Source organism: Maricaulis sp., assembly GCF_030149235.1.
GTDB lineage: Bacteria > Pseudomonadota > Alphaproteobacteria > Caulobacterales > Maricaulaceae > Maricaulis.
Genome location: NZ_JASBRW010000061.1, coordinates 13,683 through 30,586, shown reverse-complemented (window position 1 = coordinate 30,586; position 16,904 = coordinate 13,683). Strand labels below are relative to the sequence as shown.

Sequence of the window (16,904 nt, the reverse complement as noted above, 5' to 3'; positions counted from 1 at the left end):
CATTGTGGATGTAGTCTTCTGCGAGGCCCCACCGAAAAACCCCGCGCATGGTTTCATAGACGCGCTCGGTTTGGACCGGGGCGCCGCGGGCGGCGACCTTATCGAGCGTCGCGAGGACGTCAGAGCGCGTTATGCGCTCTACGGGCAGGTGACCTATGACCGGGCGGATATCGCGCCTCAGCAGCCTCTCATCGGTCTGTGCGGTGCGTTTATTGGGGCGGGCATGGCAATCGAGATAGAGATCCGCGAGTTGATCGAACGTCTCGACGATTTCTCGGGCATGGCGAGCGGCGCCGGGGTCGTCACCATGGTCCAGCTTTGCGCGCGCTTCGCGGGCCCGCCGGCGCGCTTCATCCAGGCTGATGGCGGGGACGGTCCCGAAGCTCAGCCGGGCCCGTCCGCCATCGCCGGGGCGATAGTAGAGAAAGCTCCAGGATTTGACGCCATTGGGTGTGACGCGCAGGCGCAGTCCGCGTTCGAGATGGTCCGGAAACTCTTGTCGGTTTTCGACCTGGACCTGCTCGCAAAATCGCTTCGTCAGTTTGGTCTCGTCTGGATGTGGCATGGGTCAGCTTCGCCCTTCGCGCGGTGGCGGGGTTCCATTGGGGTTCCATTTCGATGGGATAAGCTGACTATCGCTGAGACGCGTTGAAACATCAACCCATTGAAAAATATTATTTCGGCGTGTCGGGAGGTGTCATGTGTTCCCAGTTTGTCCCAATACCCCAAAGCTCATAACCGCTTGGTTGGGGGTTCGAGTCCCTCCGGGCCCACCACCCTTCGCCCTGCGGGCTTCGGGTGGCAAGCCACCTGCAGCGCGCATACGAGCGTAGCGAGTGGGTGGAGAGGTGTCCTCCGTAGCCTTGGCGAAGGCGGACCCAAGCACTCCGCCCGGCGCGGCGATCTTCATCACCCTCTTGGCTGGCGCCGGTGCTCGCATGAAGCGTGCTCAGCACTGTGTTTCTGAATTCGCATTGATGAAGAAACGAGCGCTGTTTAACGTGACGTGGAAACTTGTGATGGGGAGTGAGCAATGAACGTCAGTAAGTTAACGGCTCTGACCGGGGCTATGGTGGCACTTGCGTTTGGTGTGGCTGCTGGCGTCGCTTTGCTGGGGCAGCCTGAAGCGGAGGCGCAAACGGGAAGCGCTGTTACCGTGATCATGCCTGCGGCCAACCAGCAAGGCGTCTACATTGTCGGATGCGCCAATGGGACGGTCATGGCTATCCAGCAGCCGAGACTGTACGAGAGCCGCCGAGTTTGCTGACTCAGGTCAACTCATAGCCAGACCATTATCCGTTCCGCTAAGCGAACGCCTCCGACGGCGCGGCCTGACTGGCCATCGCCCCGGTCTGGCTTATGGCGCGCCAGTATCTCGTCTGGTGGCAGGCACGCGGCCTGCGCATGGCCGCCAATGTCGTCGAGGCCGCCGGTCATGATCCGGGCGCTCGGGCCCTGGTCGTCATGGGCAGTTCCCACAAGGCCTGTTACGACGCCTATCTTAACCAGATGCATGATTGGGAGCTGATCAGAGTCGACGCGATCTTGCAAGATTAGGGTAGGGACCGGGCAAGGGGTACAGCTGCGCGCGACGCCGTCTACCCAACTCTGGTCATTGACTTTAACTGAAACCTAAAAGATTTTAGCTAAGGATTAATATGGAGATGCGCGTGACCCTTCTCGCTATCACCCCCACCGTTTTGGCCCGATCAGTGATTGTGGTGCTGGGCGCCTTGATACTGTTCGATGCCTTCCTACCCGGTTTCGCACAGGGTCCGGATATCCCCGCCGACGGCGATACCCCTCCGGCATGGCTCGCGCTGATTTCGCCGTTCATCTATGTCCTGGCCCTATGGTTCCTGGCTGGGCTAATTTCACCATCATCGGACGGAGAGGCATTTGGCCGGCTTGCGGTGCGAAACCTCCGGGTTGCCGGTGGCCTGCTGCTGCTGGGCAGCTGGACGGCGATTATTCTCGAGCCGTCAGTGCATCATCTCATTGCCAATCAGTTTGTCGAGATGGCCGGTGTCAGGCTTGCAATAGAAATGGATAGCGCGGTGTTGTTTGTACTCGGGCTGCTGCTGATTATGCTGGCGGGGCGGGGAAGCCAGCTCAAAGAGCAACTGGACTCATTTGTCTGATGCCGGTGCGGATCAATCTCGACGTCGTGCTGGCGCAGCGTGGTGTGAGCGCTCGCGATGTGGCATCGAAAATTGGGCTGTCGGAAACTCAATTCAGCCTGTTACGGAGAGGCAAGGTGCGGGGCGTGCGGTTCGAGACGTTGTCCAAATTGTGCTTCGTTCTTGAATGCAGTCCCGGCGCCATAATCGATTACGAGGTCGATGAGGCCGACATGTATCCACGGGAAGACTGATTATAGATCCAGAGTGAACCTGGCGGTCGACCCGAACAAAAAAGCCGGAACGCTGTGACGTCCCGGCTTTCGCATCTCGAAGCTGATCGGCGTGGGTCCTAGAACCGCCCGCGAAGCGTCACGCGCGCATTCAGCGGAGCACCGACCGTGGCCTGGTGGGTGCTGTGGGCGTTGGGGAAGTAGAGCGCGTCGGTCAGGTTCTCGACATTGAGCTGCAGGCTGAAACGATCGGACAGATCGTAATAGGCCGCCGCATCGATGCGGGTATAGGCCGGCAGGATCGCGGTGTTGGAATTATTGATGAAGGTCTCATCCTGATAGGTCAGGCCGAGGCCAAGGCCGAGCTGGTCGCTGACCTGGTAGCTATTCCACAGCGACAGCGTGTTTTCCGGCAGCTCGCGCGGGCGCAGGCCGGTATTGCCGGAGCGGTTGACCTGTTCGCCGTCGAGATAGCTGTAGCCGGCGGAGATGAACCAGGCCTCGGTGAGCTGGCCCTGCAGCTGCAGCTCGAAACCGGTGATTTCCGATTCAATGACATCCAGCGTGGACGGGTCATTGTCGGCGGTCTGGGGCGAGCGCTGTTCGATCTCGAAAATGGCGCCGGTGAAGCTGAGATTGGAGGCCAGGTCCCATTTCAGGCCGGCTTCCAGATTGGTGAACTCGTTCGGGTCGAGGGCATTGTTGCTGCCATTGATATTGGCAAACTGCTCACCCGAGCGCGGCAGGAAGCTTTCGCTGTAGCTGGCATAGAGCGAGATATTTTCCTGCGGCTTGTAGACCACGCCGAGGCGCGGGGAGACGCGCTCATCGGTGCGTTCGCGGGTCTCGTTGACCGGGACGTTGTGGACCTCGATCTCGAAACTGTCGAAACGGGCGCCGAGGATGATGTCGAGCTGGTCGGAGATCTCGATTTCGCCCTGCAAATAAGCCGAGAAGACGCTGACATCGGCATGGGTGTCGTCATTCAGGTCGGAGAAGGCCAGCGTCGTCGGATTGCCGCTGGCTGCCGTTCCCGTGCCCCCACCGGTCGCCAGCGGGCGGGCGATGGTGAAGAACTCGACATCGTCATTGCTGTCCGACCAGACCGGGTTGAGGCGGTCATTATTATTGCCGGTATTGATGAACTCCACACCGGTCACAAAGGTGTGGTTGAAGCCCGCCATCTGGAACTGACCGATCAGGTCAGCCGAGAGGATCAGGTTTTGGCGCTGGGTGGTGTCGAGATAGCCATCCAGGCCGACCTGGTCCGGCGAATTCACCGCGTCATAGCTGGACGCGTAGAGGTTCTGATAGACCTTGTCGTAATCGCCGTAGAACGCGCTCAGGCGGCCCTTCAGGGCGTCGGAGAACTGGTGCTGCAGCGTGGCGCGGAAGACGTGGGCATCGAGCGTGTGGAAGTTCAGCGTGTCATCGCCGAAGACGATATCGCGGAAGGCTTCCACCGGCTCGCCATTGGCACCGGTGGGGATGCCGCGGTCGATGAAGCGCTCATGGTCGATGAATTCGTAGGAGAGATCGAGTCGTGTCGTGTCGAACAGCTGGAAGCGCGCTGTCGGGTTCACGCCGATACGCTCGCTATCATAGAAATCGCGATGACCCTCGAGGCTCTCATACATGGCATTCAGGCGCAGGGCGGACGTGTCATCGGTGGAGACATTGTGGTCGAGCTGCAGGGTGAAACCGCCAAAGCTGTTGAGCGCGACTTCATAGCCGGTGAAGACGTCGTCGAGTTCGGCCTTCTTGGTCACGCGGTTGAGGATGCCACCGGTGCCGCCACGGCCGAACAGGAGGGCGTTGGGGCCGCGCAGGATCTCGACCTGTTCAAGATTGTAGAGCGGGCGGTAGTACTGGACGTCGTCGCGGACGCCATCGATGAAGAAGTCGGCCGTGGAGCGCACCCCGCGGAAGACCACGGCGTCCCGGTGGCCTTCACCCTGCGAGGTGTTGACGCCGACCGTGTAGTCGATGATCTGGCCGATGCTGGAGAAGCCGCGCTGGGAGATTTCCGCTGCGGTGAAGATCGACAGGCTCTGCGGCACGTCGATGATCGGCGTCGGGGTGCGCAGGGCATTGATCTGGTTGGCATACAGCACCTGTCCGGTGACCACGATCTGCTCGCGATCCACCGCGTCGACGCTGTCAGCCATGGCCGGAGCGATCCCGAGCGTCAGTGAAAGAGCGGTCGCGCTCATGAGAGCCAGCGAGGTTTTGTACATCATGATTGTCCCTGCGAAGTCTTCGCAATGACCCCTAATGCGAAAGAAAGTGATAATCAATCGCAAAACTGCAGCGCTTCGGAACCAAGTGTAGTGGCGCGACGACAGATGTGGCGGTGGCTTGTCAGTCCGCGCAGTCGTCGCCACCGGTATCTCCAGGCCAGGCAGGGAACAATGCCGGGTGCGCCCGCCCAGGCCCGTGCCTTTTGTGCTGCGGGGTGCGTCAATTCGCGCGGCCAGAAGAGCTGGGGCAGAGGCGCCGAAGGGGGATATGCCCTGTACCAATCCGCCTATGACGGGTTTCTGTCACATGCCATCTAAGCGTCTGTCGCAGAGCTGTCGTGGATCCATGGTGGCATCGCGGGTCAGATTTCAGGCGTCACGGTCCGCCGCTCGGGCAGGGCTGGATGCCAACGATTGGTAACAAGGGAAGTCCCGATGAAAAAACTTTTTCTGGGTGCATTGAGTGCGATCGCGATGACGGTAGCGGCCCAGGCCGACCCGGCGATGTGGAAAGTGTCTGATGAAGACAGCGAGATCCTGCTCTTCGGCTCTGTCCATGTCCTGCGCGAAGATACGCAATGGCGCACCGATGCGCTCGATGCGGCCATCGCGGCGGCCGATGAGGTTTATTATGAGACACCGATGACGGTGGAGGCCCAGGCGGCGTCGCAGCAGCTTATCCCGCAGTTTGGCCTCAACCCGCAGGGCCAGACACTCAGTTCCATGCTCACCGAAGAGCAGAATGCCCAGCTCGCCCGTGTCGCCGGCCAGATGGGGCTGCCGGTGCAAAACCTCGAACCGCTTCGCCCCTGGCTCGCTGGCCTCACGATTTCCCTGATCGGGATGCAGCAGGCCGGGTATAATCCGATGACCGGGGTCGAGATGACGCTCTCGGCGGTGACCGAGGATGAACGGGAACGTTATTTCGAAACGTTTGAAGATCAGTTCGGCTTCTTCGCGGGCCTGTCCCCGGAGGTCGAGCTCCACTTCCTGACCTTCTCCCTCGAGCAGATCGAGAATGATCCCGGAATGCTGGACCGCATGGTGGCGGCCTGGGCCGCGGGAGATGTGGCGGCGCTGGATACGATCTTCCATGAGGGCATGCAGGAAGCGGGGCCGGAGGTCTATGACGTCCTCCTGGTGCAGCGCAATCATCACTGGGTCGACGAGATCGAGACCATGCTGGAAGGGTCCGGCAAAACGCTGATCGTCGTTGGGGCCGGGCACCTGGTCGGACCGGATGGCGTGCCGACCCTGCTGGAAGCCGAGGGCATTACTGTCGAGCGCGTCCAGTAAAGCCAACCTAATCGGCCGAGCTTGAAGGCCCGCGGGACACTGGTTCCGCGGGCCTTTTGCGTAGGTGCCCATCAGCGTATGGCCGGAAGAAAGTCAGGGAAATTTGTAAGCGCATTTAAAAGTATGTATACTGACAAAAAAACAAGACGGAAAATGATCATGAACATACTCTCTGAACTGCAGCACCACATTGATAAGATGAATTTTTATCAGCGCTATCTCGTCGGCTTTGCCTTGCAGGTTACATTTATCGCCTGCGTCATTGCGGCCGGTTTGATCGGTGAGTGGCTGGGCTGAGTCGTTCGCCCGGCGCATGCCATCGCTGCCAAGAAAAAGCCCTCCCAGGCGCGTGCCGGGGAGGGCTTCTTCTTGGTCGGGACTGACCGGGCTTACTGGCCCTGGCCGAGCGAGTAGCCGCGCTCTCCATCAAAGGTGTAGAGATTTTCCGTCTTGATGGCGTCGATGCCAGCCGTGCCGCACTTGGCGAGCAGGTCGGCGACATCGGCGATGCCGGCCTTGCCGGTGGCGTGGAAGCGGCAGCGCCAGTGGTCCGTACAGAAGGTTTCCGGCAGGCCTTCCGGCCAGACCTTGACGCCGCGATTGGTGATCAGCACCAGTTCGAAAGCCTCATTGGAGGCCGCCTTGAGTGCTTCGGCGAGCGCGTCAGCGGAACCGGCGTGCTGCACGAACAGGTCCACGCCGACCATCTCCTTCACGGCCGGGGTCTTGCGTTCCGGCTGCTGGATGGTGATCGGCTTGGCATCGGCGGCGTAATTGGCTTTCGGCAGGGTCGCCGGGTGCTGACCCATGCGCTCGATAACGGCCTGGGCGAATTCCTTGGTGCCCAGCGGCTTTTCCTTCGGCTTCATGTCACCGGTACCGAAGCCGTCTTCGACGGTTTTCAGCCAGGCATTGTGAATGCGCGAAGCCGCTTCGCTCTGGCCCAGGTGCACCAGCATCATGACGCCGGCGAGAATCAGGCCGGACGGGTTGGCGATGTTCTGGCCGGCAATGTCCGGTGCGGAGCCGTGGATGGCTTCGAACATGGCGCAGCTGGCGCCGATATTGGCCGAGGCACCGAGACCGACCGAGCCTGCCACTTCGGCGGCAACGTCGGAGATGATGTCGCCATAGAGGTTCGGCGTGACGATGACGTCGAACCGTTCCGGCGCATCGGCCAGGCGGGCGGTGCCGATATCGATGATGTAGTGCTCGGCCTCGATGTCGGAGTATTCCGCGGCGATCTCGTCGAAGACCTTGGCGAACAGACCATCGGTGAGCTTCATGATGTTGTCTTTCACCATGCAGGTCACTTTTTTGCGGCCATAGGCGCGCGCGTATTCAAACGCATAGCGTACGATCTTCTCGCAGCCCGGGCGCGAGATCAGCTTCAGGCACTGATAGACTTCATCGGTCTGTCGGTGCTCGATGCCGGCATAGAGGTCTTCCTCATTCTCCCGCACGATGACCACATCCATGTCCGGATGCTTGGTGGCGATGTAGGGCGCATAGGCCGCGCAGGGGCGGACATTGGCGAACAGGCCGAGCGATTTGCGGACCGTGACATTGAGGCTCTTATAGCCGCCGCCCTGGGGCGTGGTGATCGGCGCCTTGAAGAAGACGCGCGTCCGGCGAAGGCTGTCCCAGGCTTCCGGCGTGATGCCGGCGCTGATGCCCGAAAGATAGACCTTTTCCCCGATTTCGATCGGCTCGGCCTGGAAGCGTGCGCCGCCGGCCTCGAGCACTTTCAGTGCGGCATCCATGATCTCCGGGCCGATGCCGTCGCCGGAGGCCACAGTGATGAGCGGGGTTTCGACGCTGCCCTGCGCCTCGGAAATATCGTTCGGATTTACAGTGAGATTCACGTTGACGTCCTTCTTCACAAACAAGTTTGAGCACCGCCTATCCTATACGTCACCATGTGTGAAATTGATTTTCGTCGCTATCATTATTAAATATCGCAATCATGCCCCATAGCCTGCACCCCGATCTCCTGCGCGCCTTCGTCACGGTGGTGGAAAGCCGAGGCTTCAGCGCCGCGGCCAAGCGCCTGCATCTGAGCCAGTCCACGGTCTCGCTGCAGATCAAGCGGCTGGAGGATCAGCTCGGCGTCCGCCTGCTGGATCGCTCGCCGCATCATCTGCGCCCCACCCATGATGGCGAGGCCCTGCTGGAGCGGGCGCGGAAGATCCTCTCCCTTCACGATGACCTCGTAACCCGGTTTGATGAGCAAAGACTGTCCGGGGTTGTCCGTCTCGGCGCACCGGAGGATTTCGCCACGGTACATCTGGCCAATGTCCTGTCCCGCTTTGCCGCCAGCTATCCCGATGTTGTGCTGGAGATGCGTTGCGAGCTGACGCTGGATCTTGAAAAGCGTTTCGAGGGCGGCGGCCTGGATCTGGCTATCGTCAAGCGCGAGCCCGGTGATGCATTGGCCGGACGGCGGGTCTGGCGCGAGCCGCTGGTCTGGGTAGGCGCGTCGGAGAATGCCGCAGAACAGACCGACTTGCCGCTCGTGGTGTCCCCCTCACCCTGTGTCTATCGCAAACGGGCGACCGAGGCCCTGGACCAGGCCGGACGGCCCTGGCACATCGTCTATATCTGCGCCTCGCTGGCGGGCACCCATGCGGCGGTGCGAGCCGGGCTCGGGGTCAGCGTCCTGGCCAAGGACATGGTACCGGAAGACCTGTTCATGCTCGACGCCGCCCAGAGCGGTCTGCCGGACCTGTCCGACACCGAGATGGCCCTGCTGGAAGCTCCGTCAATACCGCCCGCCGCAGAACGTTTGCGCGACACGATTATCCGCGAACTCGAACACGGGCCGGCCGGGTTAATGCTGTAATGAGGCCGGGCCCGGTCTCCCGGCTAGGCAAATCACCCGGGGTCTGCTTGGGTGTCGATGTTTTGATCAGGCTCAAGGGCACCCGGCATGACCGACAGGATACGGCTTGATGATCTCGCCGAAGACACGTTCGGGCTCAATCTGCGCGGACTGAAGTCCATGGCTACGATCTGGCTGGCTCCGAGGCGTTATTTCAGCGCTGCAGAAACGCCTGACTGGGGTGGCCGCTATACGCCGTCGATCCGGCTTTGGCTGTCACTGATCGCTCTCGCTTCACTGCTGCAATTTGTCTGGATAGGGAGCAATACCCCGCTGGTGGACGCCTACGCCGAGGGGTTTCGCAATGCCGGGGTTGTGCCGGGAGAGGGGCAACGCTACCAGGAGCTGGGCGAGGCCGCGGCCTTGTGGATCTACGCGATCGCTCCGGCCATGCAGCTCGCCGGATTCCTGCTCCTGCTTCCCCTGTTCGGGTTCTGGGGTCAGCCGACGACCTATTCCCAGCGCGTTCGAAACAGTTTCGCGGTGATGATTCCGAGCGCGACTGTACTCGTCGCCGGATTGCCGGCCTTGTCGTTGCTGTCGTCCAGCCAGCTTGGCAATGTCGGTTATCTGATCGGGTTGGTCACTTTGCTTCTGGATGCAGCCACCGGCTTTCGCGGCACGTTTCAGACTTGTACGCGGCTGGGGCGGATGTGGCGTGCCGGCCTGCTCGCCGCTTTCATCCTCGTGCTCAACATTATCATCAATATCCTCGCGCAGATCGCCGGCATCATCTGGGTCAGTGTGCGCTTCGGTGTTTCGGCGGGCTGACCAGGCAAGGCATTGAAACAAAACGAATGTCGCATTGCTGTCGTAGCACCGGAACGCGGTTGGCGCTTTGCTGACGTAGACGATGATCGCCGCGATCGCCATCAATGTCCCCGGTTCTCAAGTCAGAGCCGGTGATTTTTGGAGCGAGACGAGCATGAGCGAGAAAACGCAACACCGAACGAGAGCAGGCGGCTGGGAAGTGGTGTTCTTTCTGCTTCTGGGTGGTGGCCTTGGTTATTGCCTTGAGCCAGGCGAGTTGAGCGTGAAGCGACGGGTTGAGAGGTGTCTGTGATGACGGATCAAGCGATAGAGGATGATGGCTTCACCTCACGGGGTCTGGTGGAGGCCAAGCTCTCCCTTTCCGACGGCGGGCAGCTCAAGTTCAAGCAGGACGATATCGAGATCGGCGTCTGGCTGTCGGCGTGGACCGGAAAGGAAAAGATCTGGCTCAATGGCGACCTGGTCTCCGAGCTGCGCACGGTCGGCTTCAGCCCCTGGCACCGGTTTGAGCATGACGATCATGTCTATGAGGCGGTGATGACCGTGGAGACCGGTGGCGCTTACATGGCGACGATTCTGCGTGATGGCGAGGTCTTGTTTCGCGGCATGACGCGGCCCCTCTCGGGAACCAAGCCGACCAGTCCGCTCAAGGTCGGCGTCTGGGCGCTGTTATCCGCTGCCTTCGGCGGTGTGTTGGGCTATCTTGGTATTTCGACCGTGATTGCCTGGTTTGGTGGATAGTCGAGGCGAGGTGCGGTCATGATGATCGATCCGGAAAACCTGCGCGCCTTGCGTCTGTCACGCGGCTGGACCCAGTCGCATCTCGCGGATACGGCCGGTTTGTCCCTGCGTACGGTGCAGCGGGTCGAACGCGACGGCAACGCGTCCTCCGAGACGGTGTTGAGTCTCGCCGCGGTTCTCGATGCGACCCCTGCCGAGCTACAGCGCACAGCTAATGGACAGGCCCGCTTTGCCCTGCGACTGGTGGCCGGGATCGGCTTGCTTGCTTTCTTCGCTGGCGGCGTGATCGGAGCCGTGCTGGCACTGTCCCTCGGATAGGCTGCCGGCCGCCGATGCGGCCGCTAGATGCGCGCTATCGCCTGATCCAGATCAGCGCAAAGGTCCCGCGGGCTTTCCAGCCCAACCGAAAGCCGCACCAGGCCATCAGCTATACCGGCTTCTGCTCGCGCCTGCGGTGTCATCGCCGCATGGGTCATGGTGGCGGGGATGGAGCAAAGGCTTTCCACGCCGCCCAGTGACTGCGCCAGGGTGAAGAGCTCAAGCGATCGGACGAAGCGGCGTGCCGCCTCGGTGCCGCCGTCCAGCTCCAGGCTGATCAGCGGACCGAACCCGTCCTGTTGACGCGCGGCAATGGCATGGCCCGGGTGGTCCTTGAGGCCAGGATAGTCCACCCGCAAGATGCCAGGATGTCGGCTCAAGGTTTCGGCAACCTGCAAAGCGCTATCCGACTGCGTCCTGGCGCGGATGGGCAAGGTCCGCAGCCCGCGCAAGGCCAGGAAGGCGTCGAAGGCTCCGCCAACCGCGCCCGCCGCATTGGCCCACCAGCCCAGTTCTTCGACATGTGCCGGAGCGGCGGCACAGATCACACCCCCGACCATGTCAGAATGCCCGTTGATGATCTTGGTCAGGGAGTTGATGACAAAATTGGCACCGTATGCGGCCGGTCGCTGCAGGGCGGGGGAGAGGATGGTGTTGTCCACCGCGACCAGCGCACCGGCTTGCCGGGCAAGGCGGCAGGCTTCTTCGAGATCGGTCAGGCGCAGTCGCGGATTGGACGGGGTTTCGAGGAAGAGCAGCGCCGTGTCGGCGGTCAGGGCTGCCTCCAGGGCCGCGAGGTCGCTGCAGTCGGCATAAACCAGATCAAAGCCGCGCTGTGCCGAGCGGGCATCAAAGATACGCCGCGTCCCGCCATAGCAATCGTGCGCGCACACAATCCGGGCGCTGTTCGGCAGCAGGTTGAGCAGGATATCGATCGCGGCCATGCCGGAGCTCGTGATGACCGCCCCGGCCGTACCCTCGAGCGCGGCCAGCGCCTTGCCGAGTTCGGCGCGGCCCGGTTGGCCTGTGCGGGCGTAATCATAGACCCCGGGCTGGGCCGGATCCTCGCGCCGGTACGCGGCGGATACGTGGACCGGCGCAATGACCGCACCATGTCCCGGATCGGTGTTGATGCCGGCACGGACGGCGCGGGTGCGGGATGTGCTCACAGGCGATCCTCCAGGAAAGCATTGACCTGGCCGGTGTCCTTGAGGAAGCCGTCATGGCCGTAAAGACTGTCGATCTCGGCGACTTCGGCGCGTGTGCCGGTGAGCGCGCGCGCGGTGTCGTGGACTTGCGCCGGCGGGACCAGGCGGTCGCTACGGATGGCGAGCAGTCGAACCGGAGCCGTAATGCGCTCCAGGCCAAGCGCTGGCGATTGCATCGCCTCAAGTCGAGAGAGGTAGCGTTCCGGCGCAACTGTACGGCCGTATTCGCGACCGCGCGCCTGCAGATAGCGTTCAACGCCGCCATCCTCGCCGCCCGGACCGAAGCGCTGGGCGAATTCCTCCGGCGTGCGATAGGTCGTCATGGCCAGTCGCCGGGCGATATCGACCCCGCGTGCCCCGAGGCCCGCATCCAGCGCCAGTTCCAGTATTTCGCGCTGGATCGAGCGCCAGGCCTGGGCCATGGGGTGAACCCCGGCCGCCGCGCAAAGCAGGTCGAGACGGATAATCCGGTCCGGAGCCTGGGCTGCGATTTCCAACCCGACCGTACCACCGAAACTGGCGCCGATAATGGCCAGACGCTTGATGCCCGCGGCGTCGGCGAGTGCGAGCGCCGCACGAGCCTGATCTTCCAGCCGGGCCGGGCCTTGCTCTCGGCCGCCAAGAAAATCCATCGAGAGAATGCAGGTGTGTGATGGATCGAGGACCCCGCCCCGGGCGGCGATCCCCGGCCACCAGCCTGGTCCCAAGTGATCCGCACAGACCCGCCGGTCGGCGGACACGCCACCCAGGACCAGGACCGGGGTGGCTGCCATATTGCCAGCGAGGCGCCCTTTTACGGTAACCGGGGACGTCCGGCCCGGCAGGGTCAGGCATGCGGTGAAATCCTGGGCCTTGGCTTGTGGATTGCGGGCAGGGATTTGAAGGGCCGGCAGCATCAACAGCCTCCAGGACAGCAGCGTCCGGGCGCGGTCAGGCCAGTCCGGCAATGGGGCATCATCGGAAGACGCGAGCGGGTTTGGCGATGGATTGCGGGGTCAGGCATCGAACGTCTCCTCTTTCCTGATTCAGCCCTTGAGGCCCGGAACAAAGAGACAGCACGCCGCTTGGATCCCTAGGGGGATGTGGTCTGCACTCACGGCGCTCCGCTTTAGCTGCACTTGTTCCGCGCCCGCAAGCTGAAGCTCAAATCAGCGCACATCGGTATATAAAGATATGTTTATTCGAAGTCCAGCGGGTAGTTTAGCGACTATGGGGCGCGGGCTGCACGGGCGGCCCCTGTTTCAAATTTTATGCAAATTGAAATCACGCGCGGATTTGTCCCTTTGGCATCCATCAGACCAAGAGTAGGCTGTTCCCTGTCGAAACTGAATCGCCTTCCGCTGCGGAGCTGCCCCATGCAATTTGTCACCGCGACATCGGCCAACACGTTGACCGTGAAGCTGTCCGGGACCTTCCGTTTCGACGACCACGAAATCTTCAAGGGTGCGCTCGACGCGATCGACAGTCTCGACGGTGATCGTGTCGTCTTTGATCTTGCCGAGGTGAGTGCGCTCGACTCCGCCGGGGTCGGCATGCTGTTTCTGGCTCATGAGCGCGGCAAGAAGCAGGGCAAGGCGGTCATGCTTCGCGGCGGCGGGCACAATGTGAAACAGGTGCTGGAGGTGACCAAGGTCGCCAGCATCATGCCGGTCGAAGACTGAAACCCCCTTACCCGATTGGGCATTTTTTAATCAAACTGAACTAGAAGAGCCTCAGCGGAGGTGGTGTTCAGTGTTCTGGTATCTCGTCGACAAACTGATCGGGGCGGATCCGGCTGTTGATTTGCAGCGGGCCATCAAGTCACGCATCGCCTTCACCTTCTCTCTGATCCTGGCGGTCACGGCTGTCATCAATGCGATTATCCTCGTGTCCACGGGGCAGGGCCGTCCTGGCATGGTCGAGCTGGCGTTGATCAGCGCCGTCAGTGCTTTCGGGGTGGGTATGATCGGATTGCGCATGCGCCGTCCCAACCTGGTACTGGGCTGGATCCTGGTGTCCTCCTCGATCATGTTCATCCTGGTCGCCTGGGCCAATCGGGGGTCTTTTCCGCCGGCAGCGGCGTATGTGCCGGGCATTGTCCTGGGCGCCTATATCGCCTGGGGCTGGCGAGCGGCACTGATCGCTGTGCTTCCGGTCGGAGCCTTCTACGGCACCGTTCTCTATGGCGGTTTCAATTATCTTGGGACCGAGCTGCAATACGACCCGCAACTCATGCTGCCCGCACTGGTTTTCGCCAGCCTGCTCTCGACGGTCTGGATTGTGTTCTTCGGTTCGATCCTGCGGTCTTCCAATGAACAGACTGCGGAGATCCTGCGCGACCAGAACGAAAAATTGCAGGTCGCGCTGGCTAGGGCGGAGGAGGCCAGCCAGGCCAAGTCGGAATTCCTTGCCAATATGGGGCATGAGATCCGTACACCGCTCAATGGCGTGCTGGGCATGACCAATGTCCTGCTGCACGATGCTAGCCTCACCGAGGAGCAACGTGAACGTCTGCAGCTGGTTGATCAGTCCGGTGAGAACCTGCTCGAACTGCTGAACGACATCCTCGATCTGTCCAAGATCGAAGCCAACGCACTCGAGCTTGAGAATGCCGCCTTTGACCTGCGCGAACTGGTGCGGTCCCTGACCGCGACCTGGCGGGGCCAGGCTGAGGCCAAGGGGTTGAGTTTTGAGGAGAGCTTCAACGGTGTCGATGTCGAAGGGGTCAAGGGTGACCCGGTCCGCATTCGCCAGATCCTCAATAATCTGCTCGGCAACGCCCTCAAATTCACGACCCTGGGCCGGATCACGGTCGCCGTGGACCAGACGACGGATGATAGCGGTCAGGTGACCACGACGTTTGCCGTGTCCGATACCGGTGTCGGTATCCCGCATGACAAGCAGGCCCGGATTTTCGACAGTTTCAGCCAGGTCGATAACTCGGTGAAGCGCCAGTATGGCGGAACCGGGCTGGGTCTGGCGATCTGCCGTAAGCTCGTCGACAGGATGGGTGGCGAGATCTCGGTCAAATCGACCCTCGGTGTCGGCTCCACCTTTACCGTAAAGATTCGCAATCAAGCCGTTCAGCGGGTTGATGCCGAACCGGAAGCGGCGTCGCTGGAGCCGCTGCAGATCGACAAGCCCCTGCGCCTGTTGCTGGTCGACGATGTGCCGACCAACCTGATCGTTCTGCAAGCGATGCTGGGACAGGCGATCCGAGGTGGGGATATTGATATTGATACCGCTTCGAGTGGTCGTGAAGCGGTCAATATGGCCTCGGCCAAACGCTATGATGTCATCCTGATGGATGTGCAGATGCCGGAGATGGATGGTGTCACGGCGATGCGTTGCATCCGCGAGAACCGGCGGTCCGGCGGTACCAAGATCGTTGCCGTGACGGCCCTGGCCTCGGACGATAATCGCCGCGCGCTCAATGAGGAGGGCTTCTCCGACTATCTGTCCAAGCCGATCGAGCCGGGCGGGTTGCGAGCCATGTTCTCGCGCATGATCGGGCAGACCCCGGCCCAGGACCGCCTCGCGGGCTAGCGCAAGGCGCTAGATTTCAGCCACGATCAATTGCGGTCCACCGGCCTTGAGCGCGCTAACCAGGGCTGTATCGAACTCGCCGGCTGTCCGCGCGCGCTGCGCCGCTACGCCAAAGCCTTCTGCCAGCTTGACCCAGTCCATCTTGGGGTGGTCGAGAGAGAGCATTCGCTCAGCCGCCGGACCAGGTTCGCCGGCGCCGACCCGGGCGAGCTCGAAATTGAGCACCAGATAGGAGTGGTTGGCGAAGACGATGTTGATCACATTCTGTTTTTCACGCGCCTGGGTCCACAGCGCCTGCAGCGTGTAGGCGGCGGCCCCGTCACCGCATAGAGCGAAGACCTGACGGTCCGGGCAGGCCAGCGCGGCGCCAACCGCTTGGGGCATGCCGGATCCAATGGCGCCTCCCGTGAGGCACAGCCAGTCGTGGCGCGGGCCGGCTTGGGTCCAGGGAAAGACGCCCATGCCTGAGGTGGTTGAATCATCGCAGATAATGGAGTCTTCCGGCATGTGCCGCATCAGTGACAGGCCGACAAAGCCCGGATTCAGCTCGGCGTCGGGGATAAGCTTGGGCGCCTGGGCCCGCGTCAGCACTTTGGCCTTGGGCGGGGTGTCAATGGCTTCCGCGAGGATGATCAAGGCTTCCGTGACCTCGTCCTGCGGCCCGCCGAGCGCGATGATCTCGGCTTTGGGCGGCGCGAAGGTGCCGCGCTCGCCGGGGTAGGCGAAGAAACCGACCGGAGCCTTGGTGCCTACGGTGATGAGAAGGTCGGCGTCCTGGAGTTCCTCCATGGCCTGAGATCCTAGATAGCTCAGGCGCTTCGGTGCGACCCGGCCATGACCGCGGGCAATGCGCGGAACGAAGGTGTCCATGAAGAGCTTGGCGCCGGTGCCGTCGGCAATGCGCCCTGCAGCTTCCAGCCCGGCGTCCAGGCAGGCGGTGCCGCCCAGCAGGATAACCGGGGAGGACGCGGCCTCCAGCGCCTTCATGACCTTGTCCAGCTGGGCCAGCGGCACGGCGTCCAGATCCGGCATGCCGACGGTCTCGATGACCTGCGGCTCGGCGTCGGACCAGGCGCAATCGGCAGGCAGGATCAGCGTCGCGACACCGCGCTCGGGCCCATAGGCCTGCTTGACCGCTTCCACGGCCATGCGGGAAATGTCCTGCGGCGTTTCCACCGTACCGACCCAGCGTGACATCGGCGCACAAACGCCCGCGATATCCGAGGTCAGCGGCGCGTCGAGTTCGAGATGGGCCCGGGCGTGATCGCCAACGATATTGACCACGGGGGCATAGCCCCGGCGGGCATTGTGCAGATTGGCCAGACCATTGCCGGCGCCGGGGCCGAGATGCAGCAGGGTACAGGCCGGCTTGCCCGCCATGCGCGCGTAGCCATCGGCCGCGCCCGTAGCGACCCCTTCGAACAGGCAGAGCACGGACTTCATCCCCTCGACCCGGTCGAGCGCGGCCACCATGTGCATTTCCGAGGTGCCCGGATTGGTGAAACAGGTATCGACGCCCTGATTGATCAGAGTGCGCACAAGGCTTTCGGCTGCAAACATGTTCGGTCCTT

At 62.0% G+C, this 16,904-nt stretch carries 18 protein-coding genes; 12 read left to right on the top strand and 6 right to left on the bottom strand.

Annotation, left to right across the window (positions count from 1 at the left end):
- A partial coding sequence (locus Q1V51_RS09285; RefSeq protein ID WP_300555634.1) for an integrase arm-type DNA-binding domain-containing protein occupies nucleotides 1-565 on the bottom strand: 565 nt, incomplete at its 3' end.
- 468 nt (nucleotides 566-1,033) lie between these two features.
- Between Q1V51_RS09285 and Q1V51_RS09280 the strand changes: the two genes are divergently transcribed.
- The 4 genes from Q1V51_RS09280 to Q1V51_RS09265 all read left to right on the top strand — a co-directional run bounded on the left by Q1V51_RS09280 (nucleotide 1,034) and on the right by Q1V51_RS09265 (nucleotide 2,374).
- Entirely contained in the window at nucleotides 1,034-1,267 is a 234-nt protein-coding gene (locus tag Q1V51_RS09280) for a hypothetical protein (RefSeq protein WP_300555632.1), read from the top strand.
- A gap of 92 nt (nucleotides 1,268-1,359) precedes the next feature.
- Nucleotides 1,360-1,557, top strand: coding sequence for a DUF5694 domain-containing protein (locus Q1V51_RS09275; RefSeq protein ID WP_300555630.1), 198 nt, complete (start codon nucleotides 1,360-1,362; stop codon nucleotides 1,555-1,557).
- A gap of 113 nt (nucleotides 1,558-1,670) precedes the next feature.
- Complete coding sequence (locus tag Q1V51_RS09270) at nucleotides 1,671-2,141, top strand: hypothetical protein (protein ID WP_300555628.1); 471 nt, start codon at nucleotides 1,671-1,673, stop codon at nucleotides 2,139-2,141.
- Nucleotides 2,141-2,374 (top strand): helix-turn-helix transcriptional regulator, encoded by a 234-nt coding sequence (locus Q1V51_RS09265; RefSeq protein WP_300555626.1) that lies wholly within the window; start codon nucleotides 2,141-2,143, stop codon nucleotides 2,372-2,374. The genes Q1V51_RS09270 and Q1V51_RS09265 overlap by 1 nt, the downstream gene beginning before the upstream one ends.
- A 98-nt stretch (nucleotides 2,375-2,472) precedes the next feature.
- Here Q1V51_RS09265 and Q1V51_RS09260 read toward each other — a convergent pair whose 3' ends face one another.
- Nucleotides 2,473-4,590 carry a TonB-dependent siderophore receptor gene (locus tag Q1V51_RS09260; protein WP_366522733.1) on the bottom strand — a complete coding sequence of 706 codons (2,118 nt, stop codon included), beginning with the start codon at nucleotides 4,588-4,590 and terminating at the stop codon, nucleotides 2,473-2,475.
- A gap of 438 nt (nucleotides 4,591-5,028) precedes the next feature.
- On the opposite strand from Q1V51_RS09260, the gene Q1V51_RS09255 reads away from it, so the two are divergent.
- Complete coding sequence (locus Q1V51_RS09255; RefSeq protein ID WP_300555622.1) at nucleotides 5,029-5,889, top strand: TraB/GumN family protein; 861 nt, start codon at nucleotides 5,029-5,031, stop codon at nucleotides 5,887-5,889.
- 159 nt (nucleotides 5,890-6,048) lie between these two features.
- Complete coding sequence (locus Q1V51_RS09250) at nucleotides 6,049-6,186, top strand: hypothetical protein (protein ID WP_300555620.1); 138 nt, start codon at nucleotides 6,049-6,051, stop codon at nucleotides 6,184-6,186.
- A 92-nt stretch (nucleotides 6,187-6,278) separates the two neighbouring features.
- Here the strand turns inward: Q1V51_RS09250 and Q1V51_RS09245 are convergent, their stop codons facing one another.
- Nucleotides 6,279-7,727, bottom strand: a complete 1,449-nt coding sequence (locus Q1V51_RS09245; protein WP_366522732.1) for an NADP-dependent isocitrate dehydrogenase — start codon at nucleotides 7,725-7,727, stop codon at nucleotides 6,279-6,281.
- A gap of 128 nt (nucleotides 7,728-7,855) precedes the next feature.
- Here Q1V51_RS09245 and Q1V51_RS09240 point away from each other — a divergent pair, with 128 nt between their 5' ends.
- The 4 genes from Q1V51_RS09240 to Q1V51_RS09225 all read left to right on the top strand — a co-directional run bounded on the left by Q1V51_RS09240 (nucleotide 7,856) and on the right by Q1V51_RS09225 (nucleotide 10,600).
- A complete protein-coding gene (locus tag Q1V51_RS09240) occupies nucleotides 7,856-8,731 on the top strand; it encodes a LysR family transcriptional regulator (protein ID WP_300555616.1) in 876 nt (291 codons plus the stop codon).
- Nucleotides 8,732-8,818: 87 nt separating this feature from the next.
- Nucleotides 8,819-9,541, top strand: coding sequence for a hypothetical protein (locus Q1V51_RS09235; RefSeq protein WP_300555614.1), 723 nt, complete (start codon nucleotides 8,819-8,821; stop codon nucleotides 9,539-9,541).
- A gap of 291 nt (nucleotides 9,542-9,832) precedes the next feature.
- Nucleotides 9,833-10,282 (top strand): hypothetical protein, encoded by a 450-nt coding sequence (locus Q1V51_RS09230; RefSeq protein ID WP_300555612.1) that lies wholly within the window; start codon nucleotides 9,833-9,835, stop codon nucleotides 10,280-10,282.
- 18 nt (nucleotides 10,283-10,300) lie between these two features.
- Nucleotides 10,301-10,600, top strand: a complete 300-nt coding sequence (locus Q1V51_RS09225; RefSeq protein ID WP_300555610.1) for a helix-turn-helix transcriptional regulator — start codon at nucleotides 10,301-10,303, stop codon at nucleotides 10,598-10,600.
- A gap of 23 nt (nucleotides 10,601-10,623) precedes the next feature.
- On the opposite strand, the gene Q1V51_RS09220 is transcribed toward Q1V51_RS09225, so the two are convergent.
- Both Q1V51_RS09220 and Q1V51_RS09215 read right to left on the bottom strand, forming a co-directional pair.
- Entirely contained in the window at nucleotides 10,624-11,769 is a 1,146-nt protein-coding gene (locus tag Q1V51_RS09220; protein WP_300555608.1) for an aminotransferase class I/II-fold pyridoxal phosphate-dependent enzyme, read from the bottom strand.
- Nucleotides 11,766-12,704: an alpha/beta fold hydrolase gene (locus Q1V51_RS09215; RefSeq protein WP_300555606.1), complete on the bottom strand. Its 939-nt coding sequence runs from the start codon at nucleotides 12,702-12,704 to the stop codon at nucleotides 11,766-11,768. The genes Q1V51_RS09220 and Q1V51_RS09215 overlap by 4 nt, the downstream gene beginning before the upstream one ends.
- Nucleotides 12,705-13,163: 459 nt before the next feature.
- Here Q1V51_RS09215 and Q1V51_RS09210 point away from each other — a divergent pair, with 459 nt between their 5' ends.
- Nucleotides 13,164-13,469, top strand: a complete 306-nt coding sequence (locus Q1V51_RS09210) for an STAS domain-containing protein (protein WP_300555604.1) — start codon at nucleotides 13,164-13,166, stop codon at nucleotides 13,467-13,469.
- Nucleotides 13,470-13,539: 70 nt separating this feature from the next.
- A complete protein-coding gene (locus Q1V51_RS09205; protein WP_300555602.1) occupies nucleotides 13,540-15,333 on the top strand; it encodes an ATP-binding protein in 1,794 nt (597 codons plus the stop codon).
- Nucleotides 15,334-15,342: 9 nt separating this feature from the next.
- Here Q1V51_RS09205 and Q1V51_RS09200 read toward each other — a convergent pair whose 3' ends face one another.
- Nucleotides 15,343-16,893, bottom strand: coding sequence for an acetolactate synthase large subunit (locus tag Q1V51_RS09200; RefSeq protein WP_300555600.1), 1,551 nt, complete (start codon nucleotides 16,891-16,893; stop codon nucleotides 15,343-15,345).
- Between the last annotated feature and the right edge of the window lie 11 nt (nucleotides 16,894-16,904).

Excerpts from the sequence above, each read along its gene's own strand:
- Q1V51_RS09240 (WP_300555616.1), top strand. The coding sequence starts at position 7,856 with ATGCCCCATAGCCTGCACCCCGATCTCCTGCGCGCCTTCGTCACGGTG.
- Q1V51_RS09275 (WP_300555630.1), top strand. The coding sequence starts at position 1,360 with ATGGCGCGCCAGTATCTCGTCTGGTGGCAGGCACGCGGCCTGCGCATG.
- Q1V51_RS09255 (WP_300555622.1), top strand. The coding sequence starts at position 5,029 with ATGAAAAAACTTTTTCTGGGTGCATTGAGTGCGATCGCGATGACGGTA.
- Q1V51_RS09225 (WP_300555610.1), top strand. The coding sequence starts at position 10,301 with ATGATGATCGATCCGGAAAACCTGCGCGCCTTGCGTCTGTCACGCGGC.
- Q1V51_RS09280 (WP_300555632.1), top strand. The coding sequence starts at position 1,034 with ATGAACGTCAGTAAGTTAACGGCTCTGACCGGGGCTATGGTGGCACTT.
- Q1V51_RS09260 (WP_366522733.1), bottom strand. The coding sequence starts at position 4,590 with ATGTACAAAACCTCGCTGGCTCTCATGAGCGCGACCGCTCTTTCACTG.
- Q1V51_RS09200 (WP_300555600.1), bottom strand. The coding sequence starts at position 16,893 with ATGTTTGCAGCCGAAAGCCTTGTGCGCACTCTGATCAATCAGGGCGTC.
- Q1V51_RS09215 (WP_300555606.1), bottom strand. The coding sequence starts at position 12,704 with ATGCTGCCGGCCCTTCAAATCCCTGCCCGCAATCCACAAGCCAAGGCC.
- Q1V51_RS09265 (WP_300555626.1), top strand. The coding sequence starts at position 2,141 with ATGCCGGTGCGGATCAATCTCGACGTCGTGCTGGCGCAGCGTGGTGTG.
- Q1V51_RS09250 (WP_300555620.1), top strand. The coding sequence starts at position 6,049 with ATGAACATACTCTCTGAACTGCAGCACCACATTGATAAGATGAATTTT.
- Q1V51_RS09230 (WP_300555612.1), top strand. The coding sequence starts at position 9,833 with ATGACGGATCAAGCGATAGAGGATGATGGCTTCACCTCACGGGGTCTG.
- Q1V51_RS09235 (WP_300555614.1), top strand. The coding sequence starts at position 8,819 with ATGACCGACAGGATACGGCTTGATGATCTCGCCGAAGACACGTTCGGG.
- Q1V51_RS09210 (WP_300555604.1), top strand. The coding sequence starts at position 13,164 with ATGCAATTTGTCACCGCGACATCGGCCAACACGTTGACCGTGAAGCTG.